Annotated in this window: 25 protein-coding genes; 18 read left to right on the top strand and 7 right to left on the bottom strand. The window is 66.1% G+C overall.

Features of this window, described 5'->3' with window-relative positions; all coding sequences use genetic code 11:
* Positions 1-52 precede the first annotated feature (52 nt).
* From AC1DDG_RS18350 to AC1DDG_RS18340, 3 genes are read left to right on the top strand one after another with little or no spacing between them, the layout of a single operon-like run.
* Complete coding sequence (locus AC1DDG_RS18350; protein ID WP_476877185.1) at positions 53-1510, top strand: DUF3375 family protein; 1458 nt, start codon at positions 53-55, stop codon at positions 1508-1510.
* Positions 1503-2339, top strand: coding sequence for a DUF4194 domain-containing protein (locus tag AC1DDG_RS18345; RefSeq protein ID WP_476877184.1), 837 nt, complete (start codon positions 1503-1505; stop codon positions 2337-2339). The genes AC1DDG_RS18350 and AC1DDG_RS18345 overlap by 8 nt, the downstream gene beginning before the upstream one ends.
* Positions 2336-5806, top strand: a complete 3471-nt coding sequence (locus AC1DDG_RS18340; protein WP_476877183.1) for an ATP-binding protein — start codon at positions 2336-2338, stop codon at positions 5804-5806. The genes AC1DDG_RS18345 and AC1DDG_RS18340 overlap by 4 nt, the downstream gene beginning before the upstream one ends.
* Before the next feature lie 95 nt (positions 5807-5901).
* On the opposite strand, the gene AC1DDG_RS18335 is transcribed toward AC1DDG_RS18340, so the two are convergent.
* The 3 genes from AC1DDG_RS18335 to AC1DDG_RS18325 all read right to left on the bottom strand — a co-directional run bounded on the left by AC1DDG_RS18335 (position 5902) and on the right by AC1DDG_RS18325 (position 9342).
* Positions 5902-6387: an FBP domain-containing protein gene (locus AC1DDG_RS18335; RefSeq protein ID WP_476877212.1), complete on the bottom strand. Its 486-nt coding sequence runs from the start codon at positions 6385-6387 to the stop codon at positions 5902-5904.
* Between the two features lie 454 nt (positions 6388-6841).
* Entirely contained in the window at positions 6842-7390 is a 549-nt protein-coding gene (locus tag AC1DDG_RS18330; RefSeq protein ID WP_476877182.1) for a TetR/AcrR family transcriptional regulator, read from the bottom strand.
* Positions 7387-9342 (bottom strand): MFS transporter, encoded by a 1956-nt coding sequence (locus AC1DDG_RS18325; protein WP_476877181.1) that lies wholly within the window; start codon positions 9340-9342, stop codon positions 7387-7389. Before AC1DDG_RS18325 ends, AC1DDG_RS18330 begins: the two co-directional genes overlap by 4 nt.
* Before the next feature lie 209 nt (positions 9343-9551).
* Here AC1DDG_RS18325 and AC1DDG_RS18320 point away from each other — a divergent pair, with 209 nt between their 5' ends.
* From AC1DDG_RS18320 to AC1DDG_RS18275, 10 genes are all read left to right on the top strand, one after another.
* Positions 9552-10673 (top strand): iron-siderophore ABC transporter substrate-binding protein, encoded by a 1122-nt coding sequence (locus AC1DDG_RS18320; protein ID WP_476877180.1) that lies wholly within the window; start codon positions 9552-9554, stop codon positions 10671-10673.
* Positions 10674-10721: 48 nt separating this feature from the next.
* Entirely contained in the window at positions 10722-11822 is a 1101-nt protein-coding gene (locus AC1DDG_RS18315; RefSeq protein ID WP_476877211.1) for a FecCD family ABC transporter permease, read from the top strand.
* On the top strand, positions 11819-12934 hold the full coding sequence (locus AC1DDG_RS18310) for a FecCD family ABC transporter permease (RefSeq protein ID WP_476877179.1): 1116 nt from the start codon (positions 11819-11821) through the stop codon (positions 12932-12934). Before AC1DDG_RS18315 ends, AC1DDG_RS18310 begins: the two co-directional genes overlap by 4 nt.
* A gap of 1 nt (position 12935) precedes the next feature.
* Positions 12936-13763, top strand: a complete 828-nt coding sequence (locus AC1DDG_RS18305; protein ID WP_476877178.1) for an ABC transporter ATP-binding protein — start codon at positions 12936-12938, stop codon at positions 13761-13763.
* A gap of 89 nt (positions 13764-13852) precedes the next feature.
* A complete protein-coding gene (locus AC1DDG_RS18300) occupies positions 13853-14860 on the top strand; it encodes a siderophore-interacting protein (protein ID WP_476877210.1) in 1008 nt (335 codons plus the stop codon).
* Between the two features lie 415 nt (positions 14861-15275).
* Positions 15276-16136 (top strand): SGNH/GDSL hydrolase family protein, encoded by an 861-nt coding sequence (locus tag AC1DDG_RS18295; RefSeq protein ID WP_476877177.1) that lies wholly within the window; start codon positions 15276-15278, stop codon positions 16134-16136.
* A 232-nt stretch (positions 16137-16368) separates the two neighbouring features.
* A complete protein-coding gene (locus tag AC1DDG_RS18290; protein ID WP_476877176.1) occupies positions 16369-17463 on the top strand; it encodes an extracellular solute-binding protein in 1095 nt (364 codons plus the stop codon).
* A 1-nt stretch (position 17464) separates the two neighbouring features.
* Positions 17465-18352 (top strand): ABC transporter permease, encoded by an 888-nt coding sequence (locus AC1DDG_RS18285; RefSeq protein WP_476877175.1) that lies wholly within the window; start codon positions 17465-17467, stop codon positions 18350-18352.
* Complete coding sequence (locus AC1DDG_RS18280) at positions 18339-19166, top strand: ABC transporter permease (RefSeq protein ID WP_476877174.1); 828 nt, start codon at positions 18339-18341, stop codon at positions 19164-19166. The genes AC1DDG_RS18285 and AC1DDG_RS18280 overlap by 14 nt, the downstream gene beginning before the upstream one ends.
* 10 nt (positions 19167-19176) lie before the next feature.
* Entirely contained in the window at positions 19177-20298 is a 1122-nt protein-coding gene (locus AC1DDG_RS18275) for an ABC transporter ATP-binding protein (protein WP_476877173.1), read from the top strand.
* Positions 20299-20389: 91 nt separating this feature from the next.
* On the opposite strand, the gene AC1DDG_RS18270 is transcribed toward AC1DDG_RS18275, so the two are convergent.
* Positions 20390-20692 carry a YciI family protein gene (locus AC1DDG_RS18270; protein WP_476877172.1) on the bottom strand — a complete coding sequence of 101 codons (303 nt, stop codon included), beginning with the start codon at positions 20690-20692 and terminating at the stop codon, positions 20390-20392.
* A 198-nt stretch (positions 20693-20890) separates the two neighbouring features.
* On the opposite strand from AC1DDG_RS18270, the gene AC1DDG_RS18265 reads away from it, so the two are divergent.
* Entirely contained in the window at positions 20891-21373 is a 483-nt protein-coding gene (locus AC1DDG_RS18265; protein WP_230121194.1) for a MarR family winged helix-turn-helix transcriptional regulator, read from the top strand.
* Between the two features lie 76 nt (positions 21374-21449).
* Positions 21450-22211 (top strand): SGNH/GDSL hydrolase family protein, encoded by a 762-nt coding sequence (locus AC1DDG_RS18260; RefSeq protein ID WP_476877171.1) that lies wholly within the window; start codon positions 21450-21452, stop codon positions 22209-22211.
* A 93-nt stretch (positions 22212-22304) separates the two neighbouring features.
* On the opposite strand, the gene AC1DDG_RS18255 is transcribed toward AC1DDG_RS18260, so the two are convergent.
* From AC1DDG_RS18255 to AC1DDG_RS18245, 3 genes are read right to left on the bottom strand one after another with little or no spacing between them, the layout of a single operon-like run.
* Positions 22305-23168: an FAD:protein FMN transferase gene (locus tag AC1DDG_RS18255; protein ID WP_476877170.1), complete on the bottom strand. Its 864-nt coding sequence runs from the start codon at positions 23166-23168 to the stop codon at positions 22305-22307.
* The gene (locus AC1DDG_RS18250) at positions 23152-23709 is read right to left on the bottom strand and encodes an FMN-binding protein (protein ID WP_476877169.1); all 558 of its coding nucleotides are present in this window, start codon (positions 23707-23709) and stop codon (positions 23152-23154) included. The genes AC1DDG_RS18255 and AC1DDG_RS18250 overlap by 17 nt, the downstream gene beginning before the upstream one ends.
* The gene (locus tag AC1DDG_RS18245; RefSeq protein WP_476877168.1) at positions 23706-25172 is read right to left on the bottom strand and encodes a ferredoxin reductase family protein; all 1467 of its coding nucleotides are present in this window, start codon (positions 25170-25172) and stop codon (positions 23706-23708) included. The genes AC1DDG_RS18250 and AC1DDG_RS18245 overlap by 4 nt, the downstream gene beginning before the upstream one ends.
* A 482-nt stretch (positions 25173-25654) precedes the next feature.
* On the opposite strand from AC1DDG_RS18245, the gene rpmB reads away from it, so the two are divergent.
* From rpmB to rpsN, 3 genes are read left to right on the top strand one after another with little or no spacing between them, the layout of a single operon-like run.
* Positions 25655-25891 carry a 50S ribosomal protein L28 gene (gene rpmB / locus AC1DDG_RS18240; protein ID WP_050687447.1) on the top strand — a complete coding sequence of 79 codons (237 nt, stop codon included), beginning with the start codon at positions 25655-25657 and terminating at the stop codon, positions 25889-25891.
* A complete protein-coding gene (gene rpmG, locus AC1DDG_RS18235) occupies positions 25891-26058 on the top strand; it encodes a 50S ribosomal protein L33 (protein WP_078026306.1) in 168 nt (55 codons plus the stop codon). The genes rpmB and rpmG overlap by 1 nt, the downstream gene beginning before the upstream one ends.
* Positions 26059-26062: 4 nt before the next feature.
* Positions 26063-26368, top strand: coding sequence for a 30S ribosomal protein S14 (gene rpsN / locus AC1DDG_RS18230; protein ID WP_026266887.1), 306 nt, complete (start codon positions 26063-26065; stop codon positions 26366-26368).
* The last annotated feature ends 533 nt before the right edge of the window (positions 26369-26901 follow it).

The following is a 26901-nucleotide window of genomic DNA, read 5'->3' as shown; positions in this document are numbered from 1 at the left end:
TTTTCCGGTTTCCCCTGCCGAGACCATCCCCAACTCAGCTTAAGGAGAGTGTGTGCCCCGGTCAGCCACGTCCTCCGCTGACGCCATCAGCGCACGGCTCCGGGACCTCGAGCTCCTCACCAAGGGGCCCGCCTGGGCGCTCACGCGTTCCGCGCCCTGGGTGATCGCGGTGCTGCAGGCATCCTTCACCCGCACGAGGCCGCAGCTTCCGCTGGAAGAGTTCCATGCCGACGTCGATTCCTTCCTTGAGCAGCTCCGCCGCCAGGAGCCGGGGCTGGGTGGCAGCGCCAACGGCAAGTCCTTCGGTGACGAATGGACACGCAAGCAGTTCCTGACCCGGCGGAACCAGTCCGGGCAGATCGTTTACGAAGTCACGGAACCGGCGGCCCGCGTGCTGGCGTTCCTGGACAGTCTTTCCAGTGAACGTTCCACCCTGAACGGATCCCGGCTGGGAACCCTGCTGGGCGACGTGGAGAAGCTGGCCAACGAGACCAACCCGGACCAGAGCGCCCGTCTGGAGTCGCTGGAAGAGGAGATCGAGGAGCGGCAGCAGCTCATCCAGGACATCAGTTCCGGCGATTTCGACGGGCTGCTGGATGACGACGAGGCCGTGGAGGCGGCAGGCAACATCCTGGACCTCGCGGCCAGCCTGCCCGCGGACTACAAGAAGATGCGTGACCGCATCGAGGAGCTCGTCGGCGGGCTGCGCAACCAGATCATTGAGGAATCGCTGAGCAAGGGCGCCACCATGGCGCAGGTGCTGGAGGCGGACAAGCGGCTGAGGCAGAGCCCCGAGGGCCGGACTTTCCGCTCCTTTACCGCCTTCCTCGAGGACCCGCAACAGCAGCTGCGCTTCCGCTCGGCGATCGGCGAGGTCCTGAGCCGGCAGTTCGCGGACGACCTTTCACCTGAGGACCGCGAAACACTGAAGAACCTGGTGGCCGAGCTCAGGCAGCAGCACAGCCAGATCCAGCGCATCTACGGCAAGCTCAGCGAGAGCCTGAACACCTACGTCCAGAGCGACGACTTCCGCCAGTCTGTCCGGCTCCGCAAGGTGCTGCGCGAGGCCGAACAGGCCATCCGTTCCCTGCCCTACGAACGCGAGCGGCCCGGCATGGTCCGCGGCCCGGTGCTGTTCAATGCAGGCTTCGAGTCCCTTGCCATGGTGAAGCTGTTCGATCCCGACGAGTTCGCGGCCCCGCCCAAGCTCGCCGACCCCATCGCGTTCAGCGACTCGGACCGCGTGCGCTCGCCGCGCACCGGCAAGGCCCGCCCCGAGGCCATCCGGGCAGCGCTTGCGGGTGCAGCGTCACTTTCCGAGGCGTGGGAGCAGCTCGCACCGGAGGAACGGCACATCAACTCCATCCGCGCGCTTCTCTCGCACGCCCTCCACGACGGCGCAGGCTTCCACCGCGAGGCCTGGGACGCCGTCGAGTTCGAACAGATCGACGGCACCACCCGCAAGGCTTTCCTGCCGGTGGTCACGCTCAAGAAGGATTCCGATGACTGAAGAGATTACGACGACGGAAACCCCGGTGGACGAGCCTGCACCGGTGGTCGAGCCTGTCGAGCCCCAGGAGGCCGGGATTTCGACAAGCTCAATCAGCGGCGGAGTCACCCCGCGCGACACCTTCGTGGACGGCGCCGCGCTCTTCCCGGGCGACACCGGCGTGCTTTCCATGAAGGTGCGCCAGGCCCTCGTGAAGCTGCTGAAGGGCCCGTACGTGGATGGCGGCCGCGACGAGAAACTCTGGACAACCCTCCTCGACAACCAGCTGATCCTTCGCAGCCGGCTCTTCGAACTGTTCCTCACGCTCCAGCTGGACCACGAACGCAAGATTGCAGTGCTGCGCCCGGTGGACCCCGAAGCCATCGGCGGCAGCACCCGTTCGAGCATCCTTCGCCAGCAGCGTGCCCTGAGCCGGGTGGAAACAATCGTGCTGCTCCGCCTCAGACTCCTGCTGGACCGGCACGTCACGGCCCAAACCGATCCCACGATCACCCGCGAGGAAATCGCCGAGCTCGTGGCGCACTACCAGCCGGCCGGCCAGCAGGACGCCCTCCGCGACTCAGACGTGGTCAACCGGGCAATCACCAAGCTCCTGGCCCGCCAACTCCTGCTCACCACAGGCCTGGACGACGTCTACACAATCTCCAACGCCCTCCCGCTGGCCCTCCCCTTCGAAAACATCGGAGACATCCCGGGCCAGATCGAAGCCCTGGTCGCAGCCACTGCCGACCCCACAGGTACGGAAGCGCTGATAGAGCTCGACGACAGTGCGCTGGTTGAGCCTGCCGAAACTGACGAGGACACTGACGAAGTGGAGGCGGCCAAGTGAGCATCGCAACCATGCTCCCGATGGGCGAGCTCACCAACCCCGGCCAGATGCGCCTCGCGCTGGTCCAAGTGGTCAACTGGGGAACGTTCCACGGAGCGCATACGATGCACGTGGACCGCAACGGCACACTGCTGACGGGCAACTCGGGCGTCGGCAAGTCAACGCTGTTCGACGCCATGCTCCGCGTGTTCGACGCCCGGCCGCGCTCCAACGAGGCTGCCGCCCAGCGCTCCGGCGGAGCTGTCGAGGACAAGAGGACCACGTTCACGTACATGCGCGGCAAAGTGGGGGACAAAGCAGTAGGCGAGGGCTCGGCCAGTGCCTTCCAGCGCCCCGGTGCCACCTGGTCCGTCGTCGCCCTGACGTTCGACAACGCGGCCGGCACCAAGGTGACGGTGTCCGCCCTGTTCGACCTGCCGAAGAACGGCACGGAGTCGAGCGTCGGCCGGTACTACCTGATCGACAACGAGCCGCTGGACCTTCCCGCGATTGAGGACATCGCCGAGAAGCGCTTCACCAAGGCCGCGCTGGAAAGCATCTTCCCGGACGCGCAGATCTTTGATGTCCATAAGGCCTTCGCCGAGCGTTTCCGGCGCCTCCTGGGCATCAACTCTGACCAGGCGCTGCCGCTGCTCCGCGTCATCCAGGCCGGAAAAGGCCTGGGCGGGAGCGTCAACACCTTCTTCCGCGACCAGGTTCTGGATGCCCCGGCCACGCTGGCCGCGGCGGACGGCGTCGTTGAGGAATTCAGCAACCTCATGTCTATCCGCCAGCGGCTCGAGGACGTGCGCCAGCAGCGCGACCAGCTCGCCCCGGTTCCGGAGCTGAACAGGGAATACGCCCATTCGCTGCTGGACGCGAACCGGCTCCGGGAACTGGCGGGCGGGGAATTCGAGGCCTACCGGCAGCAGCTGGCCGTCACGGTGCACGGGAAGACCCTGGCCCGCTTCAAGGCACTCGCGCAGGTAAAGGCCAAGGAGCTCGGGGCCGAACGTGCTGTCCGCGACGGCCTGGCCAAAGAGCTGCGCCAGCTCGAAGCCGACTACAACAACCAGGGCGGCAACGCCATCTCATCCATCGAGCAATCGCTCGAGAATGCCCGGGTGGGGCTCAAGCTACGCGAGCAGGTGGAGGAGGCCGCCCGCCAGGCGCTGGTCGACGCCGGCCTTCAGCTGCACTGGTCGGCCGAGGGCTGGGAGCAGGCCCACGAGCAGGCTGCCGCCCGCTCCGCCGAACTCAAGGATGATTCGGAGGCGTTGAAGGAGCTCCGTTTCGAGGCTTTTGACGGCCACGCCACCAGGAAGCGCGAGCTCGCCGCCGCCGAGCAGGAACTCGTGTCGCTGAAGACGCGGAAGTCCCTGTTACCGCCGTCGAGCATCGAAAACCGGGCCGCCATCGCGGCCGCGGCGGGCGTCCCCGAGGAGCTGATGCCCTTCGGGGGAGAGCTCATCGACCTTGCCGAGGGGGAGGAACAGTGGCGGCCGGCCGCCGAGCGCGCGCTCCGCAACCTGGCGACCACGCTGCTGGTTCCGGGCGAGCACTTCGCCGCCGTCACGCGGTACCTGAACGACCACGCCGTCCGCGGTGCCATCCGCGCAGTTGACGTGTCCAAGCCCCTTGCCGGCGGCGCGCTGGCTGTGGAGGACGTGTCCGACGGCGACCTGCTGACCAAGCTGGACATCCTCACCACCGGGTCCGTGGCCGACGCCGGGCAGTGGATCCGCGAACGCATCGCCCTCGACTTCGCCTACCCTTGCGTGGAAGACCCGGACGAACTGGCCCGGCTGGACCGGGGCCTGAGCCTGGGCGGCGTGGTCAAACGGAACCGGCACACCGTGGAAAAGGACGACCGATTCAACAGCCGCCAGGACTACGTACTCGGCTTCGACAACGCCTCCAAGCTCGAACTGGTGGCCGGGCAGGTGGCGGACCTGCGGCAGGAACTCGCCAAGGCCGCCGAGCTTGCCCAGAGCAGGGAGGAATCCCACCAGGGCATGACCCGGCAGCTCGAGGCGCTGCGCCGGGTGGCCGAGGACCACCGCCCGTGGGACCAGGTCTCGGCAGCCGTTGCCACGGACGAACTCTCCCGGATCAAGCAGCGGCTCAAGGACGCCCTCGCGGCCCAGGCCGACCTCGAACCGCTGCGCGCCAACATCGAGACGGCACGCCAGAAACACCAGTCCAGCACCGAGGCCGCCGCCGTGCTGCAGAGCGAATACAAGGCGCTGGACCACCAGCTCACCACCTCCGATTCGCTGCTGGAAGCCGCGCGGGCCCGCCTGAACCAGGCGCCGCCGTCGGACTCCACAGTCACCGCGCTGGAACCGTACTTCACCGGGTTCGGCGACGTTACGGAGATGCATGAGCTCGACAACCTCTCCGCCAGGGTCAAGACCCAGCTGCTGGGCGAGCTGCATGCGGCGGAATCGCGCGGGCAGGCCACGTCCGAGCGGCTCACGCGCCTTTTCGAGGGCTTCGTGCGCGAATGGGGCACCGCCATCTCCGCCGACCACGGCACGTCGATCGGCGCGGCCAGCGAGTTCGAAGCCCGCTACCATGCGATTGTCAGCGATGGACTGCCCGCGCAGGAGGCCGAGTTCCGGCAGTTTTTCAACCAGCGCACGCACGAATCGTTCAGCACGCTGCTGCATCTGTTGGACGAGGAGCGGCGCTCCATCACCAGCCGCATCCTGCCGCTGAACGGCATCCTGTCCGAGGTCAATTTCCACGAGGGCAGCTTCTTGGAACTGGACATCAAGCAGACGCTGCCGCCCACCGCGAAGCAGTTCAAGGACGCCATCCAGAACGCGCTGAAGACGCGGCATACGCGGCCCTCGCGCGCTGCGGGTGCGGCTGCTTCGGAAACGGACGACGACGCCGAGCTCACCAACCGTTACAAGTCGCTGGAAACTCTCGTGAAGCGGCTGGGGTCGCAGACGCCGGAGGACCGGCGCTGGCGCGCCGAGGTTCTGGACGTGCGCGGGCACTTGTTCATCCAGTGCAAGGAGCACCGCGAGGTGGACGTTCCTGCCGGAAAGAAGGGCGCCAAAGCGGGCACCAAGAACGAGGTGTTCATGCACGCGGACACCGGCTCCATGTCCGGCGGCGAGCGGCAGCGGTTTACGGCGTTCATCATGGCCGCGGCGCTGAGCTACCAGCTGGGCATCGCAGAGCAGGGCTTCACCACCTACGGCACCGTGATGATGGATGAGGCCTTCGTTTTGGCGTCCGAAGAGTTCGCCGGTGCGGGCATCAAGGCGCTGCATGAATTCGGTTTCCAGCTGCTCCTGGCCGCCCCGGAAAACGTCATCGACCTGTCGCGGCACCTTGGTTCCGTCACTGAAATCCTGCGCGACAAACGCACCAACCGCTCGGGCGTGCTGACGGCCCCGGTGATCGCGCCGAAACCCGGGTCCGGAGGGCAATGGCGGTCCGAAGCCAACCCCGTGGACATCGTGCTCCGCTGACCACGGCCGGCCGGCCCGCCCATCCCGACGCTCTCTCACTGGATGTGAGCGAGCGTCCGCGGCTGAGACGGCAGGATCTGACGGAGCGTCGGGCGTTAGCGTCCTTGAACCCGGTCCAGGAACAGCTCGGTCCTTGCCATCAGTCCATCGATCTGCCGAAGTACGACGGCGGCAGGGTCCGGGTTGATCTCGTTGACCGGTGGCTCCACGCGCACGTTGCCGCAGCACAGGAAGTCGGCGCAGATCAGCGTCCCGACGGTGTTGCCGTTTCTGCCCGACTGCCCGGCGCGTTTCGCGACCCACAACAGGACGTCGTCCTTCGAGAACACGTCGCGGCACAGCTCGCAGAGCACGGCACGGCTTTTCCTTGCTCCGTCTTCAGGCGCACGAAGCATTATCCCCGTGAGACCTCCGGTCCGAGGCAGGACCAGATAGCCGCGTAGCGGCATCTTGTCGTCCCGCCACCCGAGGAAGTCCAGCCTGTCCCAGTCCAGGGTGTCGAAGTCCCTGGGTAACGTCAGCTTGGCCGCCTCCGAGCGGCTTGCATTTACGAAGGACGAGCGGATCTGCTGCTGAGTAATTTTTTACATGGTCATGAGCCTTCGAATTTGAATGGTCCCCCTCGGGGGCATGACGGTCCGTGTCAGCGGATCCGCGCACAAAAAAAGCCCGTTCCTGGGCATTGCTCGTCGGGACGGCTAAAGGCAGGTCCGGCGCGGGAAGGCTGGCGTTGCTGCAGAGGCAAAGCAGGCCATTGTGGCCGCCACGCTTCCCACGGCTGCGATGACCTCAGCGGTCCTCAGCATGCTCATCCCCTCGTTCCCGGCCGATGCCCATCGCCTGTCGGCGGGCACCACTGGCCCGCCTCGCCATCCTCCCTAATCCGGGCCATCTCGGCAACGCGGGAAGTGAGAGAGCGTTGGGGGGAAGTGTGCGGGAGGTGAGAGAGCGTTGGGGGGAAGTGTGCGGGAGGTGAGAGAGCGTTGGGGGGAAGTGTGCGGGAGGTGAGAGAGCGTTGGGGGAGGGGGCGGACAGCTACGCGCGGGTTGCCGCGCAAGCGTCGATCTGGGCCTGGACGATCGCCCCGTAGTGGGCCACGAGATCGTCAAAGTCCCAGCCGTCGAACAGCCCGAGTGTCCGCACCGTCTCGCCGAAGCCGGTCATCAGGGCGGTCACCGTCGACGCGAAGTGGCGTTCCGGCGTCGTGTCCCCGATCAGCCCTGCGATGCTGCTGAGGTAACGCTCGCGCACTTCGGCCCGGGCCGCGCCGGGGTCGGGGGAGTCGTGGATGCTGAACGGGATCATGGCCCACGGCTCCTGCATGCCCCTCTCCCGCCGCATCAGCACACGGAACACGAGCGCACTGCCGAGTTCCGACGTCGGGACGTCCAGTTCCGCGAGCAGCGATTCGTCCGGCTGGACGGCGGCAAACAACTTGTCCTTGGACGCGAAAAGCTTCATCACCAGGGCAGCCGAGACGCCGGCCCCGGCGGCGATGTCCCGGACGGTCACTGCACGGTAGCCGCGCTCGCCGAACAGCCGGCCGGCCGCATCCAGGATGGCCTCATGGCTCGGGCTGCTCACGCGGAAGCCTGTTCCGCCAGCAGCGGGGCGGCAAGGTCCACGGTCACGGATCGGTTGTCGACGGCGAGCTTCCGCGCCATGGCCTGATGCGTCACGGGATGAAGCATGGTCACCACGTAGCGGCCTGCGACGGGCAGCGGAAGTGTGTACACGCCGTCGGCGCCCGTGAGGGTGGTGGCCACATGCTCGCCGCTGGCCTGAAGCAGGGTGACCACGGCGCCGGAAACACGTTCGCCGTCCAGGCTGGCCGTCCCGCTTAGTTCCAAGCGGTCCTGCAGCAGGAAGTTCTGCCGGAGGGTGCGGCCGTCGAACTCGAAGACTTCCGCCATCGGCGCCCACCCGGCGGCGTTCGCCACCATGAGGTACTTGCCTGCGCCCGGCAGCGCCACGGAATAGTTTCCGTCCGTGTCCACCCGGCTCCAGTCCACCGGCTCGCCGTCGGTCTGGAGGACGGTGACGACGGCGGGGGTCAGGGGGCGGTGGTCCGCCGCGAGGACGCGCCCCTGCACCACGAGTTCGGTAGCGGCCACGGCAGGCACCGCCGGGCGGTGCGCTGCCGCGGCCCGCGGGATGAAGAAGGCGGCGAGGACGGAGGCGGACGATGCCAGGGCTGCCATCCAGAACACGTCCTTGAACGCGTCGAACGAGGGCAGGCGCGTGGATCCGATGGTCACCGAGGTGAGGACAGCGGCGACGGCGGCACTTGACGTCGAGGTGCCGATCGAGCGCACCAGGCTGTTCAGGCCGTTGGCGGAGGCGGTCTCGGTAATGGGCACCGCGCCCATGATGAGGGTGGGCATGGCGGCGTAGGCGATGGCCGTGCCGACGCTCACCACGGTGGAGCCGATGATTACCGAGGCGATGGAGTCATAGAAGAAGACGCGTCCGACGTAGCCCACAATCATGACGGCTGCTCCGGCCATGAGGGCGGTTTTGCCGCCGAAGACCCGGATGATGCGGCCGGACACCGGCGCGAAGACAACCATGGCCAGGCCTGACGGCACCATGCACAGGCCGGCCGTGATGACGCTCAGCTGGAATCCGTATCCCGTGGCGCTGGGGAGCTGGAGCTGCTGCGTGGTCAGGAGCATGTTGGCGAACATGGCAAAACCGATCAGCAACGATGCCATGTTGGTCATGAGGACCGGTCGGCGTGCCGAGGTCCGCAGATCCACCATCGGCTGCGCCACTTTGAGTTCGTAGGGAACCCAGGCAGCGAGAAGAACCGCGGCCGCTAGGAACAGAAGCAGCACGGGTTCCGAACCCCAGCCCCACGAGCCGCCCTTCGAGATGGCCAGCAGCAGGGCGGCCAGCGCTCCGGACAGCACCATGGCGCCAGCGAAATCGAAACGGCCCGGCGTGCGGACCTTGGACTCGGGAACCACCAGCACCACGGCAAGGAGCAGCAGGGAGCCGGCCCCTGCGGCAACCCAGAAGATCGATTCCCAGCCGAGGCTCTCGTAGAGGACGCCGGCAAGAGGGAGCCCCATGGCGCTGCCGATGCCCAGGGTCGCGCTCATCAGTGCCACTGCCGAGCCCATCTTTTCCTTGGGCAGTTCGTCACGCATGATGCTGATGCCCACCGGGATCAGGGCGGACGAGAACCCTTGGAGGGCGCGGCCGATGATGAGCCACAGGAACGATCCCCCCAGTGCCGCCATCACCGAACCGGCCACCATGATCGCCAGGCACACCACCATCATCTTGCGCTTGCCGTACATGTCGGCGCTGCGGGACACGATGGGGGTGGCCACGGCGCTGGAGAGCAGGGTGGCGGTCACAAGCCAGGAGGCGTCGTCTGCCGTGACGCCCAGGATCTTGGGGAAGTCCGGCAGCAGCGGCACCACGAGGGTCTGCATCAGAGCCACGACCGTACCGCTCAGTGCAAGGACTGCTGTGATGGCGGACGGGGACGGGGTGCGGGACAGTTGCCCGGCGGTGGAACTCGGCATGGGGGGAGCTTTCGAAAGAAGGATTTAGGTGAACGCTGGGGTGAACGAGCGTTTACTTCCTAAAGAGTGAACCACTGTTCACCCTGTGGCGGCAAGGAACGGGGCCATGTTTTCCGTCACGATCACAATTACGTGACGCAAAGCTTTCCTAATTCTGCGGAGGGTAGGCTAGCCTTACTTAGGTTTGCTTCATAGACCTAAGGAGTTCCGTGGCTTCCGCTCTTTCTTCCGGCCCGTCGGCCGGCCGCAGCACATTCCCGGCCGGCGGCACCACCCGCCGCGCCCTGCTCAGGACAGCCGGCAAGGCGACCGCCATCCTGGCCGCCGCGGCACTGTCCCTCACTGCGTGCTCGACGGGGACCGGTGCCTCCGCTCCCGGGGCAGCTGCGTCTCAGTCCGCCAGTTCCCAGTTCCCGGTGACCATCAAGCACGCCTTCGGCCAGACCACCATCAAGGCCCAGCCACAGCGGGTTGTCACGGTCTCCTGGGTCAACGACGACGTCGCCATCGCCCTCGGAGTGGTTCCGGTGGGCGTGCCCAAGAACGACTGGGGCGGCAATGGCAAGGGTTCCACGCCCTGGAAGGATGCCGCGCTCGAGAAGCTCGGCGCCGGCTTCGGCACGGACAAGGCTCCGGTCCAGTTCTCCGAGGCAGACGGCATCAATTTCACCGAAATCGCCAAGCTCAATCCGGACGTCATCCTCGGCGCCTACTCCGGCCTGAGCGAAGAGGACTACAAGAAGCTCAGCCAGATCGCCCCGGTGGTTGCCTACCCGGAGCTCGCCTACGGCACGTCCTGGCAGGAGTCCACCAGCATCATCGGCAAGGCCCTCGGCAAACAGACCGAGGCCGCCCAGCTGATCTCCGACACGGAAGCCACCATCAAGGACAAGGTGGCCGGGTACCCGCAGATCCAGGGCAAGTCCTACATCTACGGCAACCTCGAACCGGCCAAGGGCGACGGCGTCAACGTCTACACCGCCAATGACAACCGCCCGAGGTTCCTGTCCGCCATCGGCATGAAGCTCGCGCCCGTTGTGGAGGAGAAGTCGAAGGGCTCCAAGGAATTCTTCCTGCCCTGGTCCGCCGAAAAGGCCAATGAGCTGGAATCCGACATCTTCGTGACCTGGGTCCCTGACACCAAAACCACCGAAGCCATCAAGGCAGACCCCCTGCTCGGCCAGATTCCGGCCATCAAGAGCGGCGCCCTCGTGGCCGACTCGGACAACACCCTGACGCTGTCCATCTCGGCTTCCTCGCCGCTGAGCCTGCCGTGGTCGCTCGACACCTTCCTGCCGCAGCTGGGCAAAGCCGCCGACGCGGTCAAGTAAACAGCCATGACACCAAGAACGACGACGGCGCCAGCCGGCACTGCCGCCATGGCACCTTCCAGCCCCATCACCGCGCGCGAACCGACGCTTGAGGCACCTGACGCCGCCGGAACAGGGCCCCAACTGTCCGTTCGCGCTGAAGGGCGGGGGAGTGCTCAAGGCCAGCCGGCTGCCTGGCTGTTGGCCGCCGTCGTTGTTCTTGTTGCCGTCTGCGCTGCTTCACTGGCCGTGGGCGCCCGGGGGATGTCCCTGGAAACCGTCTGGCAGGCGCTGGTCCATTCCGATGCGGGGAACGGCGACCATGCGGTTGTCCAGGCACGGATCCCGCGAACCGTCCTCGGTCTGCTCGCGGGCGGGGCCCTGGGCCTCGCCGGTGCGGCCATGCAGGGTGTGGCCCGCAACCCGCTCGCGGACCCCGGCATCATCGGCGTCAACGCGGGCGCCGCTCTGGCCGTGGTCACCGGAATCTATGTCTTCGGCGTCTCTTCCTTGAGCGGGTATATCTGGTTCGCGTTCACCGGTGCCGCAGTGGCGGCCGTCGTCGTCTTTCTGATCGCGTCCATGGGCAGGGACGGCGCGACGCCGGTGAAGCTCGCCCTTGCGGGCGCGGCCCTGAGCGCCGGGCTGTATTCGCTCATGAACGTCATCCTCGTCTCGAGCCAGGACACGCTGGACCGGTTCCGGTTCTGGCAGGTGGGCGGGATAGCCGGCCGAAACTGGTCTGTGGTTCTGCCGGGTCTGCCTTTTCTCGCGGCGGGCGCGCTGATCGTGCTGTTCACCGGAAGGACCCTCAACAGCCTGGCCCTCGGCGACGACATCGCCCGCGGCCTGGGCCAGCGGGTGGGCCTGGCGCGCGGCATCACGGCGCTGGGCATCGTGCTGCTGTGCGGCTCTGCGACTGCCCTCGCCGGGCCGATCGGGTTTGTGGGCCTCGTGGTGCCGCATGCCGTCCGCTTTCTCGTCGGCCCGGATTACCGCTGGATCCTGCCGTTCTCGCTGGTGCTGGCTCCGGCATTGCTGCTCGTGTCCGATGTGGTGGGGCGCGTGGTCCTGCTTCCGGGCGAGGTCCCGGCGGGCATCATGACGGCCCTGGTGGGCGCGCCCGTGTTCGTCTGGCTGGTCCGCCGCGGCAAGGCGGCGGGCCTATGAGACCCGTGACTGCGCACCCTGCCCCAACCGACCAGCGCGAACGAATACTTAAGCCCCGCGCATCGTTCCCGAGCCCGAGCTTGCTGGACCGCACCGCGGTTCTGGCGCTCGCCGTCGTGTTTCTCTTCGCCGCGAGCATCCTGCTGGGCAGCTACACAGTCACCATCCCGGACTTCCTCACGATCCTCACCGCCCACTTCACCGGTGGAGACAAGATTCCGGGTGCCAGTTTTATCGTGATGGAGGCCAAGCTGCCGCGGGCGGTGACCGGCACCCTCGTCGGGATCGCGTTCGGGCTGTCCGGCGGCTTGTTCCAGACCATGCTCCGCAATCCGCTGGCCAGTCCGGACGTCATCGGCATCAGCTACGGGGCCAGTGCCGCCGCCGTCACCGCCATCGTCGTTTTCGGTGCGTCGGGGGCCGCCATTTCAGGCGCGGCCCTGGGCGGCGCCGTCGCAGTGACGGCACTGATTTACGGCATCTCCCGCAGCGGAACCGTTGGAACAGGCGGCGGGGACGGCAACCGCGGAAGCTCCGCCGGAAGCCGGCTCATCCTCGCGGGAGTCGGGATCGCCGCGGCACTCAGCGCCGTGGTCAGCTTCCTGCTGACGCGAACGGACATCCGCACCGCCGCCGACGCCCTCGTCTGGCTCAACGGTTCTCTCAATTCCGCCAGCTGGGACCGCGCCGGCGTCCTTATTGCGGCGCTCGTGGTCCTGGTTCCTGCCGCCGCGCTGCTGGCCGCCCCGCTGCGGATTCTCGAACTAGGAGACGACGCCGCCGCCGGGCTCGGCATCCGCGTGGACCGGACCCGGCTGGGTCTGGTGCTCACCGCCGTCGCGCTCGCCGCAGTGGCGACCGCCGCGGCCGGGCCGGTGGCATTCGTCGCCTTCCTGGCCGGTCCCATCGGCCGCCGCCTCGCCGGCAAGGCCAGCCTCCCGGCGTCGGCCCTTACCGGTGCCCTGATCGTCCTGGCCGCTGACTACTTTGCCGCCAACATCGCCCCGCTGCTGCTGGACGGCACCGTCCTGCCCGTCGGCGTGGTCACCGGCGCGCTCGGCGCGCCCTTCCTGTTGTGGCTTCTGGTCACTTCCAACCGAAAGGATGCCTGACATGGCCCGTCTCAAAGCCAGCAACCTGACCCTCCAGTACGACCAGCGCCGCGTCGTGGAAGGCCTCACGGCGGAGATCCCAGAGGGCAAGGTGACCATGATTGTGGGCGCCAACGCCTGCGGAAAATCCACTCTGCTGCGCGGACTCTCGCGGCTGCTCAGGCCGGCCGGCGGCACCGTCACCCTCGACGGGAAGGACATCCACTCCCTTCCGGCGCGCGAACTTGCCCGCACGCTCGGCCTGCTCCCGCAGCACCCCACAGCGCCGGACGGCATCTCCGTCCGGGACCTGGTGCGCCGCGGCCGTTATCCGCACCAGGGCTTCTTCCGCAGCTGGTCGGAGAAGGACGACGCCGCGGTGCAGCGCGCGCTGGAAGCGACGGGAACGCAGGACCTCGCCGGGCGGAACGTCGACGAGCTGTCCGGCGGGCAGCGCCAGCGCGTGTGGATCGCCATGGCGCTCGCCCAGGAAACGGACGTTCTCCTGCTGGACGAACCCACGACCTACCTTGACCTTGCGCACCAGGTGGAGGTGCTGGATCTCGTCACCGACCTTAACCGGCAGCGCGGCACCACCGTGGCGATCGTGCTGCACGACCTGAACCTGGCGGCGCGCTACGCGGACCATGTCATTGCGCTGAAGGGCGGGCGCGTGGTGGCCGCGGGCCCCTCGGGCGAGGTGGTCACCGAGGCGCTTGTCCGCGGCGTGTTCGGACTGGACTCCCGGGTTGTACCGGACCCCGTCTCCGGCACGCCGCTCGTGATTCCGCTGGGCAGGCACCACGCAGACCCAAAAGCCCCGACCGCAACCCTGGAGATGGCCTCATGAGATCAGGACACAGCCCCGAGCGCACGTCATTGGCGGTGCGCGCCGGAAGGAACAGTGCGGCCGCCAGGCAACAGCCCGCCACCGAACCCATGACGCTGGCCTTCGACGTCACCGTCTCCGCGGTCCAGGAACTCAGCCCCAACTTCCGCCGGGTGACTTTTGGCGGGTATTCCCTGCGGGACTTCGGCGTGCACGGGGACACCATGGACCTGCGGATCAAGCTCATGATTCCGTCCCTTGCCGACGACGGGACGCAGCTTCCGCTGCCAACGTTCCGGTTGGTGAACAGCAACTGGTACCAGGAATGGCTGGCGATGGACCTTGCCACCCGCGGCTCCATGCGAACGTACACTGTCCGGCAGGTCCGGCTTGACGCTGTTTATCCGGAGATCGACGTCGACTTCGTGATGCACTTTGACACCGACGGGAACGGCGGCCCTGCGGCGAACTGGGCGCTCAACGCCAAGCCGGGGGACGCCCTGACGCTGATCGGCCCGAACAACCGTGCCGCGCATTGCGTCACGGCGGAAACCTACTCGGGCATCGAGTGGCGGCCCGGCCTGGCCCAGCGGGTACTCCTGGCCGGCGACGAGACCGCAGTTCCCGCCATCAGCGCCATCCTGGAAAACCTCCCCGGCTACATGACCGGTCACGCCTTCCTGGAAGTCCCTGAAGCCGGCGACTTTCTGGATCTCAGCACGGCAGCCGACGTCGAAATCACCTGGCTGGCCCGCGGCGCCCCGATCGGCCGCTCCCGCCCGCACGGGCAACTGCTTCAGGAAGCGGTCCGTTCTGCCGTGCAGCTGCCGGGCTGGGTGGGCGTGACGTTCCCTGACGCCGCGGCGGGCCCCGAGCCGGAAGACGTCAACGTGGACCGGGACATCCTGTGGGAAACACCGGCCCGCATGGATACCGCCGCGATCAGTGCCACCAAAAACCCGGGTCTGCCCTCCGGCGCCCTGCCGTTCTATGCGTGGCTGGCCGGTGAAGCGGCCGTCATCAAGGAGCTGCGCCGGTACCTGGTGCGCGACGTCGGGATCGACCGGAAGCAGGTCGCGTTCATGGGGTACTGGCGGCAGGGGAAGGCCGAGCTCTAAGCCTCTGGCGGTGCCTGGTCCGCCTCCGCCGCCGACTTGCCGTCGCTTAATCACCTCGCCAACGCTCTCGCAGTTCCTGTCGCGTAACGCCCAACGCTCTCGCAGTTCCTGTCGCTTAACGGCCAACGCTCTCGCAGTTCCTGTCGCGTAACGGCCAACGCTCTCGCAGTTCCTGTCGCGTAACGGCCAACGCTCTCGCAGTTCCTGTCGCTTAACGGCCAACGCTCTCGCAGTTCCTGTCGCGTAACGGCCAACGCTCTCGCAGTTCCTGTCGCGTAACGGCCAACGCTCTCGCAGTTCCTGTCGCGTAACGGCCAACGCTCTCGCAGTTCCTGTCGCGTAACGGCCAACGCTCTCGCAGTTCCTGTCGTTGGCCGTTAACCCTGTCGTTTCTTTCGGTGACTAGGGTGCCGGGGTGGGTGTCTCTCCTTTGCTTCCGGATCATGATGGGCGGCGGGTGTTTGTCGCTTTGGGGGATTCCTTCACTGAGGGGGTCGGGGACCGGAACAAGCATCTGCCGAATGGGGTGCGCGGCTGGGCGGACCGGGTGGCGGAGAGGCTCGCCAAGGCGGAACCGGGCTGGGAGTACGCCAACCTCGCCATCAGGAGCAAGCGGCTGCGCCACATCATCGACGAACAGCTGGAACCTGCGCTCGCCATGAAACCGACCCTCATCACGCTGTACGCCGGCGGGAACGACATCCTGGATTTCGGGACGGACATGGACGCGCTCATGGCGCAGTACGAAGCACTCGTGGCGAAACTCGCTGACACCGGCGCCACCCTGGTGCTCTTCACGGGTTTCGACATCAAGGTGTCCCCCCTGCTCGAGCCGCTGAAGAAGAGAAACGCCTCTTATAACCAACGGGTCAGGGAACTGGCAGCCAAATACGGGGCTGTGCTGGTGGACTACTGGTGCTTCGAGGCCTTCCACGACCGCCGGATGTGGGACACGGACCGGCTGCACATGTCCAAGGCCGGCCACAAGTACCTCGCGGCAGAGGTCCTGGACCACCTCGGCGTGCCCCACAAGATCAGCCTCAAGGAGTGGGAGCCCCCGGTCAGGATGACGCTGCGCTACTGGGAGCGGCGGCAGCGGCTCTGGCTGAATGACTGGGTGCTGCCCCTGTTCGGGCGGAAACTCCGCGGCGTCACGCTGGGGGACAACCTCAGCCCGCGATGGCCCCGGCCGGTATTGGTTCCGCGCAAGCGCGGCCTGAGAAAACTCGTCGTCCCGGCGGCTCCTCCCGGACGTGGTGGCGAGCAGATACCTTGAGTGTAAACAGCTGTTGACTTGTGTGCAACATCACAGCTAGTGTTGCGGCACTGACAATCCGTCAATGCATCAAGCTTCAAGTCCGCCCAGCGTTGCGTGGACCGCTCGAAGGCGCGAACCGCCGTCGCCGGTAACCCGACGTGACAGCCGGATCCCAGCTCTTGCTTCCCATTCACGCGGGCCTTCTTTCTGCGTGTTCCGGGCGAGCCACGCCACGAGAGGCATCACCGCCATGACTGACAGCAAATCCCTCCATTTCGACCGCCGGAAGCTCCTGAAGGCTGCGGCGCTGACACCGTTCGCCGGGCTGGCGCTGTCCGGTTGCGGCGCCAAGCCGGCCCAGAGTGCGGCCGCGAACAAGACCGTGACGGTCACGTCCTACGGAGGCTCCTACAATGACCAGCTGACGCAGACCATCCTGGACCCGTTCTCCAAGAAGACGGGCATCCAGCCCACGCTGCTGGCCAATACCAGCCTTGCCGCGCTCAAGGCCCAGGTGCAGTCCGGCGACGTGCAGTGGGACCTCGTGGAAATCACCGCACCGGAGTATGAAACGGCCGTGGCCGAGGGACTCCTGGAAAAGTTCGACTACGACATCATCAGCGACAAAGGACTGCCCGGGTACGCCAAGGCTGAATACGGCATCAAGTACCTGAGCTTCCTGTTCGTCATGGCCTGGGACCAGAAGGTCATCCCGGACGCCAAGGCACCGAAGGACTGGGCGCAGTTCTTCGACCAGGACAAGTACAACACCAAGCGCTCCGTCTACAACCAGCTCTCCGACAGCTCGGTTCTGGAGGCGGCCCTTCTGGCCGACGGGGTTCCGTTCGACAAGATCTACCCCCTCGATGTGGACCGCGCCCTTCGCGTCCTCGGACACCATCCGGGCAAGGACAGGCTGCTCTACCACTCGGCGAACCAGGAGCCGATCCAGCAGCTCACGTCCGGAGAGGTCTCACTTTCCACAAGCTTCAACAACCGCATCAACGCCGCCCGCACGGACGGTGCGAAGCTGAACTTCTCACCTGAGAATGCGGTCCTCGCCGGAGACTACTTTGTGGTCCCCAAGGGCGCCAAGAACAAGGAAGCGGCGTTCCAGCTCATGAACTTCATGTCAAACGACGCCGAAGCAGGTGCCGCCTTCGACAAGGTGACCAACCTGACCCTGGCCAACACGCCGGCCCTGTCCAAGCTGCCGAAGGCAGTTGCGGACACGCTGCCCACGAGCCCGCGGTTGGCCGACAAGATCCTCGTGCGTGATGACAAGTGGTGGTCTCAGAACCTGAAGAAGACCGAGCAGCAGTTCAAGCTGTGGCAGGCCAGCTGACATGACTGCCGCAACTCTGCAGACGGCCCTGGAGCAGGGCCGCCACTCGCCGGGGGAGGGAAGGCCGAAGGGCCGGCGCCGGCTCAGCGGCTGGTGGCTGCTGCTTGCACCGATCCTGGCCTTCGACGTCGTCCTCTTCCTGACGCCGCTGGGAAAGCTGGTGGCCTCAAGCTTTTCCGACAACGCCTACCAGCGGGTGCTCGAGGATCCGCTGGTGCTTCGCTCGCTCGTCAACACCTTGAGCATCAGCCTGGCTTCCACGATCGTGACAGTGGTGCTGGGATACGTGATCGCACTCGTGCTGTGGCGTGCCGGCACCGTCACCCGGGTGATCCTGTTCGCCGTCGTTCTTCTGCCGTTCTGGACCGGCATTCTGGTGAAAAACTTCGCCTGGGCGGTGCTGCTGCAGGACAACGGCATCGTCAACGCGTTCCTTCAAGGCATCGGGCTCACCCATGCGCCGATCGAACTGCTGCATAACCGGTTCGCCGTCATCATCGGCATGGTCCACTGCCTCCTTCCGTACGCCGTGTTTCCGATCTTCTCCTCCCTGACCGCCATCGACGACCGGCTGGGCCTGGCCGCCCGGTCGCTGGGTGCGCGGGAAGGATCGGTGTTCCGCCGGATCACCCTGCCGCTCTCCGCTCCCGGCATCTCGGCGGCGGGGTTGTTGGTGTTCATCATCAGCACCGGCTTCTTCATCACGCCCGTCGTCATGGGCGGACCGGGCGACATGATGATCGCCAACCAGATCGATTACTACGCCCGCCAGCTCACGGACTTCTCGGGCGCCGCGGCACTTGCCGTCGTGCTGACGTTGATGGTGAGCATCATGGTGGCCGTGTATCAGCGCGTGCTCAAGGCAGGAGGCCAACATGAAGACAACTAATCCGCAGCACCGCCTGCTGGCGCTGCTCTCCGTCCCCGTGTTTCTGTTTCTGGTGATTCCGACGGCGATCGTGGTGCCGGTGGCGCTGAATGACAGCCGCTACATCACTTTTCCGCCGGAAGGATTCTCCCTGGCGGCCGTCGCCGGCTTCTTCGCGGACAAGGCATGGACCTCGGCACTGACTGCCAGCCTGCAATCGGCGGGAATCGCCGTCGTCATCGGAGTGCTCCTTGGCTCCACGGCGGCCATCGGCCTGCACGGCCGGAAATTCCCCGGCAGATCGGCGGTGATGGGACTGATCCTGGCTCCCATGATCGTACCCACAGTGGTACTGGCACTCGCCCTCTACCAGTTCTTCATCTCGATCGGGATGGTGGGCAGCATCATCCCGATCGGCCTGGCCCACGCCGTGATTGCCACCCCGTACGTGTACCTGACGACCCGCGCGGCCCTGGCGGGCCTCAACCCGGCCCTGGTGAGGTCAGCGCAGAGCCTCGGTGCGGGACCGTTGTCCGTATTAAGGCACGTATATCTTCCGATCATCCTGCCGGGCCTGATCTCCGGGGCCTTGTTTGCCTTCTCGGTCTCGATCGACGAGACCGTGATGTCACTGTTCATGCAGTCCCCGGGGGCCACCACGCTTCCGGTCAAGATGTTCACCGACATCCAGTTCAACCTGACCCCGAAGATCGCTGTTTCGTCTGCGCTTCTGGTCAGCGTCGCCACTATCGGGCTCCTCCTTCAGGTCTTGTTTGTCCTCAGGCGCCGATCCACCGCACGGATGCTGCCGCTGGCAGTGTCGGCCCAAACGTAAAGGAATGCCGATGACCACATCAATGATCTCCGCAGAATCAATTGCCGGCACCGGGACCGCGTCCCGTGGTGCCATTGAACTCCGCAACGTCAGCAAGAACTATGGCGACGTTGTGGCCGTGGACCGGCTGGACCTCGTGGTTCAGCCGGGCGAATTCGTCACGCTGCTCGGGCCAAGCGGGTCCGGCAAAACCACCACCATGATGATGGTTGCCGGCTTCGAAGAACACACCGCAGGATCGGTGCTCATCGATGGCCAGCCGGTGGACACACTGCCCCCGCGGGAGCGCAACCTGGGCGTCGTGTTCCAGAACTATGCACTGTTCCCGCACATGAGCGCGCTCGAAAACGTGGAATTTGCGCTCCGCATGCGCAAAATCCCCAAGGACGAGCGCCGCCAGCGCGCAGAAGAGGCCCTTGAGCGCGTGGGCCTCGGAAAAATGGGCGGCCGCAAGCCCCGCCAGCTGTCAGGAGGCCAGCAACAGCGCGTCGCGTTGGCCCGCGCGCTGGTCTTCAACCCGGCCGCGCTGCTCCTGGACGAGCCCATGGCAGCCCTGGACAAGCGGCTCCGCGAGCAGATGCAGGAGGAAATCAAGACCTTGCAAAAGAGCCTCGGCATCTCGGTGCTGTTCGTCACCCACGACCAGGACGAGGCCATGGCCATGTCCGACAGGATCGTGGTGATGAAGGACGGCAAGATCGTCCAGTCAGGACCGCCGGAGGAGGTCTACAACCAGCCCTTGACGGACTGGGTGGCCAGTTTTCTCGGCGACACCAACCTCATTCCGTGCACCGTGCTGGAACGCGACGGTTCAGAGGCCTTGGTGGACCTTGGCGGCCTCGGTACAGCGCGGGTCGCAGACCGCGGAGCGAGCGGCGAAAACTACGCCGTCTCCATCCGGCCGGAGCACCTCAAATTCCGCCCGGCGGGCGCTGGCGGCAACGGGGGCGAAGCAACACTGGTGTCCTCCACCAACCTCGGGGCCACGGTCCGCCACCGTCTGACAGCGGGCGGCCACGATCTTCAGCTGCGCGAGCTCAGCGCGGACTCGGCCTGCAGGCCCGAGCCCGGCGGCCAGGTATTCGTGGGATGGGATCCGGGGCGCGCCCAGCTCCTGGTCTTGGAGTCCTAGCCCGGCCCGCCCAGGGCTGAACCAGCCGAGTTGTGGGCCACACCCCGCCCGATGGGGCCCCGGACAGCGCGTCCGGGGCTCCAAAAGTGGGTTAATTCCGCGGCGCTGGCTCATCCAGGAGGTTTTCGAACCCCGGGGCCACCCTGTTCGCGGCGAATTCCATGACTTCGAACTCGGCCACGCCGTTGACGTAGAAAGGGTCTTTGGCCAGAGAGTCGTCCAGCGTCACCCGGTCAGCCTTCGACAGCAGGAGACCGCCCGTGCGCGGGACCTTCCTGCCGGCGGCCAGGAACACGCCCTGGTCAAAGGCGTCCTTGAGCCAGGCCACGTGGGCGTCCAGGTGGTAGTCGACGATGTCTTGGGCGACCTTGTAAGTGAGGGAAACTACGTACATGTCCGCCAGCCTACCGCCACCCACTACTGGAGAACCCTGGCTGTGACAACCGCCGGCGCCCGCCTTCACCGCCGGCGCCCGCCTTCACCGCCGGCGCCCGCCTTCACCGCCGGCGCCCGCCTTCAGCCGCCGGCGCCGCGGCCCGCCTCCACGGCCCCGGCTTGAACTGTCAAGCTTTAATTCTCCTAGGATGGAGTCATGACGGAACCGCGCTGGCTCAACGCCGATGAACGCCGGGCCTGGCTCGCCCAGCTGAGCATCAACACCATGCTGCCAGCCGCCCTGGATACCCAGCTGCACGCAGCGGGCAAAGTGTCCCTGTTCGACTACAACGTCCTGGCCATGCTCTCCGAGGCAGAGGGGCGCTTCCTGCCCATGAGTGAACTCGCGGCCCGGACCAGCGCGTCACTTTCCCGGCTCTCCCACGTGGTGACCAAACTCCAGAACCGCGGCTGGGTGGAGCGGCGGCCGCACCCGGGCGATGCCCGCGTGACCACAGCGCACCTGACCGAACAGGGGATGGCCACCATTGTGGAGCTAGCCCCAGGCCACGTGGAATCCGTCCGCTCGCTGTTCCTTGACGCCCTGACTGAGCGCGACGTCGCCGATCTCGCCCGGATTGGGGAAAAGATCGTGGCGCGCCTGGACAACAACCACTGGATCCTCCGCGAGCAGCCGTAGCCGCGGCCAGTCAGCCGAAGCCGCGCCGCCGGCGGCCGTCTTGGTTGCTCGCGGCAACTGCTGGCAGACTGGATCCATGGATTTCACGTCCCGCTATGTAGCCCTCGGAGACTCCTTCACGGAAGGAGTCGGCGACGACGACCCCACCCGACCCAACGGCGTCCGGGGCTGGGCAGACCGGGTGGCCGAACAGCTCGGCGCCGCGGACCCGGGCTTCGGTTACGCAAACCTTGCCATCCGCGGCAAGAAACTCCGCCAGATCATGGCCGATCAGGTGGACGCCGCCGTCGGCCTCAAACCGACGCTCGTAAGCATCTACGCCGGCGCCAACGACATCCTCCGGCCCAAGATAGACATCGACGACCTGCTTGAGGAGTACGACGCCGGTATCCGCAAACTCAGGGCCGCCGGCGCCACAGTGGTGATGTTCACCGGCTTCGACGCCCGCGGCTCCAAGGTGTTCGGCACCATGCGCGGCCGCACCGCCATCTACAACGAACTTGTCCGTGGCATCGCCGGTGACCACGGTGCGCTGATCGTCGACTACTGGCGCTTCAACGAATACTACGACTGGGGAATGTGGGCCAAGGACCGGATGCATATGTCTGCCGCCGGCCACGCGAACATGGCCAAGCGCGTCCTCACCGTCCTGGAACACGATCATTCGATCGAGGTCCCGCCCATGACGCCGGTGCCGGAGCTCAGCCGCGCTGAGGCGGTGCGGGCCAATGCGCGCTGGGTCAAGGAATTCGCCGCCCCTTGGGTGGTTCGGCGGGTCACCGGCAAATCCTCCGGCGACGGCCTCCAGCCGAAATACGGCCAGCTCACCCGGCTCTAACGAGCCGGCGGCGCTGCGGGCCCAGCCCACCGACGCTGGTCGAGCCGACCGACGCTGGTCGAGCCGACCGACGCTGGTCGAGCCTGTCGAGACCTAACGTCGAAATCCCGCCGTCGCCAGGAGGTCCCCGTCCCTGAGCACAGCCAGCACCTCGACGTCCCACAACTCGGCTGCGCGGTTTAGCATCGCGGTTCCGCCGGCCACGATCGCCGTCGCGAGGACGTCGGCGGTGACCGCGTCGGCCGCCGCCACGGAGACCTGCCAGAATTCCGCGGCACGCCCGCCCGCGGCCCAGATGTGGTCGCCGCGTTCGGCTGAGCCCGAGGTTGCCAGGGCCATCCTGCTCCGGGAGGCGGTGTTTCCGGGGGCACCGCCGTCGGCCGCGGGTCCAGACGCAAGCCCGCCCGGCAAGCCACCCAGCGGAAAGCCGGCGAGCAGCGTTCTGCGGTCGGCCGGATCCACGATCCCCGCCCGCCACGCTTCGCCGCCGCCGGGATCAGGGGAGCCGCTGACGAGCACATCCCCGCCGGCATTGAGGCACCAGTCCTCCAGTCCCAGGGCGTGGAGAGAAATCCCCGCTTCCTTGATCGCATGGCCTTTGATGAGGCCGGAGAGGTCCAGGATGCCGTCCGGACGTTCGGCCGTGAACGCGCCTTCGGTCAGGAGCCGCCACTCGGACGCCTCCGTATACCGTGCCCGCATCTCGTCCGACGCCTCCTGCAGCCCAAGTTCGCCGCGCCCCAGCCTGCTGGCTTCGGAATCGGGACGGTACAGGCTGAAGGTCCCATCCAGCCGGGCGAAAAGGCATTCGACGACGGCGGTTGCGGCTTCCAGCTCATCGTCCGCAGCATGGGGTGCTTTGTGCGGACCGGCCGGCATGGTGAGGCTGATGACCGTCCCCATGCAGCTGAAGGTCCGTGCCCGCAGACCGTGCCTGGGTTCAGAGGTTTGCTGCATCGAGGGCCGCCTGGAGTGAGGTGAGGTAGGCGTCGCTGGTCACGGTTGCGCCGCCGACGGTCTGGACCTCCGCCGACTGTGCCTGAAGTACTTCGCTGCGAAGAATCGGGGCGGCGTAGTTGCTGATCTGCATGGATCTGCCTTCTGCGTCGGTCAGCTTGAGGGCGGTGACGTCCGTGATGGCGCCTGCCTTGACGGTGACCTGCACCTGTACGGTGCCGAAGCGGGTCTGGACGATGTCGCCGTCGTAGGTGCCGCCGGCTTTGGCCGCCGCCCCGGCTGCCCCGGACGAGCCGGCAGCGCCGGATGAGCCAGCCGATCCGGACGAACCGGCAGCGCCTGAAGATCCGGATGTTCCGGACGATGCCGGGCCGCCGGTGTCCGAAGATCCCGTCCCCGCCGAAGTCCCGGCGGTCTCATTCCCCGTGGACGCAGCCGCAACAGCGCTGCGGGTGTCGGCCACATGGACGCCTGACTGCCAGCCGACCAGGAGGATTCCGGCCGAAGCCAAGGCGGCTGAAACCGCTGCTCTGATTCTCACCAGTCAAACCTTTCGTAGTGGAGCTGATCTTCGCGGACGCCCGCCGAGCGGGCGGCGTCCAGGACGTTCTCCGCCCAGCGAGCGGGGCCACACACGTAGATGTCGGCGCCGGCGACCTCCGGAGCGTAGTCCGTGAGGCTGTAGCCTGCCCGCTGTTCGCTCGCGGGAAGCCAGCTCTCCCGGGAGCCCGGATCCCGGGAGCCGGTCAGGTGGAAAAGCGTGGCACCGCGTGCACGGCACAGTTCGAGAATTTCATCGCCGAGATAGAGTTCCTGGTCGCTGTGGCCGCGGAGGAGCACCGTTGCCTTGCCCGGCTCAAAAGGCGTCGTTTCCAGGAGTGCCCGCAAAGGGGTGATGCCGATTCCGGCGCCGATCATCACCACGTGGTCCTTGCTGCGGGCGGCGGAACTGAAAAGGCCGTAGGGTCCTTCCACGGCAACCTTGGTTCCCCGTTTCAGCCGGGACAGCTGCGCAGACCCCTTGCCGAGATTCCGAACGGTAATCCTTAGCCGGCCGCGGCCATTCCGGTCCACGGCCAAAGGCTCGGCGGAAAGGCTGAACGGATGCGCGTGCCACCAGAGACCGGGGGCCAGGAAGCGCCAGATGAAGAACCGGCCGCCGGCGCCGGCCAAGGTGTTCAAGTTCAGGCCGCTCATCTCGATATTGACCACTCCAGGGGCGACCGCCGTCACGCGCTCAACTGTCAACTGATGCCGGAAGGTGGCGAGGACCGGCTGCATCACCCGGTAACACAGCAGCGCCGCGCCGGTGGCGATGCAGATGGCGAGCCAGTACCAGCGCTGCCACGTTCCGGGGGCGAACAGTGCCCCCACGCTGAACTGGTGCGGCAGGGCTGTCAGCACCGCCGCATACGTGAGCAGATGGACGACGTACCAGAACTCGTAGGGGAAGCGCCGCCGGACTGCCACGAGCGAGGTCACCACCACGGCAATGAACAGGGCCATGGACACGAATGCCAGCCACATGTCCGGCACCAGGACCCACAGCGCCACGGCCTCACTCACGGGGTCCAGCCCTTCCGCCATGCCGTAGCCGATAGCAATCAGGACACCGTGAGCCAGCAGGAGGTAGAGGGACGGTTTGCCGAGCTTCCGGTGGAACTCCAAGGCACGGTCATGCCCGACCGCGCCGTCGATGAGCGGAATCCGGGCTGCGAGCAGGAGCATGAGCAGCACCAGGTCCATGCCGGCGAGACCGGCCACAATCCCCAAGGCCGTGATCCCGGCGCCGAGCGTCGAGATCCCTGTCATGCCGCCGTCGGCCAGCCATAACGCAACCGAGGCCGCCAGCGATCCCCATGCCGCTACCGTCAGGGCGTCAGCGCGGAGAAGCCGGCGCCGGTGCTGCGAGGCGAAGCGGCCGCGCCCGGGATTTGCGGGCTGTCCAGGACCGGGCCGCCGAAGGGCGTCGGCCCCGGGGGAAGGAAGGAGGTCTGTGTTCATGTCTCAAGACTCCGCTGCCAGGCTTTCATTTTCCTGTGAAAATCCTTCTCCCCGGATGTGTCTTCCCTGTCAGCGGGGAGTGGCGCCGGCAGGCGCCCCTTATACACCCTCTACCGCCGGATTAGCCTTTAATTCGCACGTCTCGTAGACTTGGTAGGCGCTAGGTGGCGCGGAGCGTGTGCAATTGCTCCGGTTGGCGGCGGCTGTCAGCAGAAATGACAGTCCCAATGGCCGGTAGTTAGGGGCTCAAGTTGCGTGCATTCCTGTATTCGCCCAGCATCCCGGTACTTCGCAGTGGTTTCCACTGCCCGGTGCCCGTGGCTCATCGTATTTCGCCGCAGCAAGGAAATCTTGGCTTTTCGCCAGTATTTTCGGGCATGCGGAAACCGGAAACGCGTGGGGGCTGGATGCGGACGCCGCCTGCCGCACGGTGACGCAGAACTCTGCCAGCCGTTTCATTTATTTTTCAGAGGAGAGTCGTCATGGCAGCACACTGCCAGGTGACCGGAGCCGAGCCGGGCTTTGGACACAGCATTTCGCACTCGCACCGCCGCAACAAGCGCCGGTTCGACCCGAACATTCAGAAGAAGCGCTACTGGGTTCCGTCCCTGCGCCGCAATGTCACCCTGCAGGTCTCTGCAAAGGGCATTAAGACCATCGACGTACGCGGCATCGACGTAGTCGTCGCCGCCATCCTGGCACGAGGGGTGAAGCTCTAGTGGCTAAGGACAAGGACGTACGTCCGATCATCAAGCTCAAGTCGACCGCGGGCACGGGTTACACCTACGTAACCCGTAAGAACCGTCGTAACGACCCGGACCGCATGGTCCTGAAGAAGTACGACCCCAAGATCCGCAAGCACGTCGAATTCCGAGAGGAGCGCTAAACACATGGCTAAGAAGTCAATGATCGCTAAGAACGAACAGCGTAAAGTCATCGTCGAGCGTTACGCTGCAAAGCGCCTCGAACTGAAGAAGGCTCTGGTTGACCCCAACTCGACCGACGAAGTTCGCGAAGCCGCACGCCTCGGCCTGCAGAAGCTGCCCCGCAACGCCTCGCCGGTGCGTCTGCGTAACCGCGACATCATCGATGGCCGTCCCCGCGGTACCTTCCAGAAGTTCGGTATCTCCCGTGTTCGCTTCCGCGACATGGCTCACCGCGGTGAGCTCCCGGGCATCACCAAGTCTTCCTGGTAATTCAGCACCGCTGAATCCAGCCTGAGAAGGGCCGGCAACCGCATGGTTGCCGGCCCTTCTTTGCGTTGACGGCGGCTGGATTTCCGGGGCCGGTTGCGGGTGATGCAGCACACAACAAGGAATTACGACGCCGGCACCTGGCTTTTGCTGCGGACGCCATCTTTTCTCCGCGGAACGGCGCGGATTTTCGCGTTCGGGATGCCGAATGGAGGCGGGTTTGCGGTGGGGGCGTGGTGGGTGTATTGTTTTCTAAGTCGCCGAGAGGGAGACCAGCGGAAAGCTGGGAACCGACGGTGACAAATCCCCTAAATTTCAAGACCTGATCTGGTCGGCGCTTCGTGCGCTCCGGGTTTGGTGGGGGCGAGTTTGAATGGTTTGCAGGTTGCGGAGACGCTGGTTTGCAATGTGGTTTGGATTCGGGTAAGTTTGGGAAGTTGCTCCGGAGCGATCCGCGACTGGTTGTTTGGTTGTGGTGGTGCCGGGTGTGTCTGTTGTTTGAGAACTCAATAGTGTGCCAAGTTTGTTGATACCGG

It is taken from the genome of Arthrobacter sp. 10L430 (assembly GCF_056395245.1).
This window is presented reverse-complemented; position numbering and strand designations above follow the sequence as displayed.

Bases quoted from the DNA above. Each gene is read 5' to 3' on its own strand.
- AC1DDG_RS18345 (WP_476877184.1), top strand. From the start codon at position 1,503: ATGACTGAAGAGATTACGACGACGGAAACCCCGGTGGACGAGCCTGCA.
- AC1DDG_RS18325 (WP_476877181.1), bottom strand. From the start codon at position 9,342: ATGCCGAGTTCCACCGCCGGGCAACTGTCCCGCACCCCGTCCCCGTCC.
- AC1DDG_RS18315 (WP_476877211.1), top strand. From the start codon at position 10,722: ATGGCACCTTCCAGCCCCATCACCGCGCGCGAACCGACGCTTGAGGCA.
- AC1DDG_RS18310 (WP_476877179.1), top strand. From the start codon at position 11,819: ATGAGACCCGTGACTGCGCACCCTGCCCCAACCGACCAGCGCGAACGA.
- AC1DDG_RS18305 (WP_476877178.1), top strand. From the start codon at position 12,936: ATGGCCCGTCTCAAAGCCAGCAACCTGACCCTCCAGTACGACCAGCGC.
- AC1DDG_RS18300 (WP_476877210.1), top strand. From the start codon at position 13,853: ATGACGCTGGCCTTCGACGTCACCGTCTCCGCGGTCCAGGAACTCAGC.
- AC1DDG_RS18290 (WP_476877176.1), top strand. From the start codon at position 16,369: ATGACTGACAGCAAATCCCTCCATTTCGACCGCCGGAAGCTCCTGAAG.
- AC1DDG_RS18285 (WP_476877175.1), top strand. From the start codon at position 17,465: ATGACTGCCGCAACTCTGCAGACGGCCCTGGAGCAGGGCCGCCACTCG.
- AC1DDG_RS18280 (WP_476877174.1), top strand. From the start codon at position 18,339: ATGAAGACAACTAATCCGCAGCACCGCCTGCTGGCGCTGCTCTCCGTC.
- AC1DDG_RS18275 (WP_476877173.1), top strand. From the start codon at position 19,177: ATGACCACATCAATGATCTCCGCAGAATCAATTGCCGGCACCGGGACC.
- AC1DDG_RS18270 (WP_476877172.1), bottom strand. From the start codon at position 20,692: ATGTACGTAGTTTCCCTCACTTACAAGGTCGCCCAAGACATCGTCGAC.
- AC1DDG_RS18265 (WP_230121194.1), top strand. From the start codon at position 20,891: ATGACGGAACCGCGCTGGCTCAACGCCGATGAACGCCGGGCCTGGCTC.
- AC1DDG_RS18260 (WP_476877171.1), top strand. From the start codon at position 21,450: ATGGATTTCACGTCCCGCTATGTAGCCCTCGGAGACTCCTTCACGGAA.
- AC1DDG_RS18255 (WP_476877170.1), bottom strand. From the start codon at position 23,168: ATGCAGCAAACCTCTGAACCCAGGCACGGTCTGCGGGCACGGACCTTC.
- AC1DDG_RS18245 (WP_476877168.1), bottom strand. From the start codon at position 25,172: ATGAACACAGACCTCCTTCCTTCCCCCGGGGCCGACGCCCTTCGGCGG.
- rpmB (WP_050687447.1), top strand. From the start codon at position 25,655: ATGGCAGCACACTGCCAGGTGACCGGAGCCGAGCCGGGCTTTGGACAC.
- rpsN (WP_026266887.1), top strand. From the start codon at position 26,063: ATGGCTAAGAAGTCAATGATCGCTAAGAACGAACAGCGTAAAGTCATC.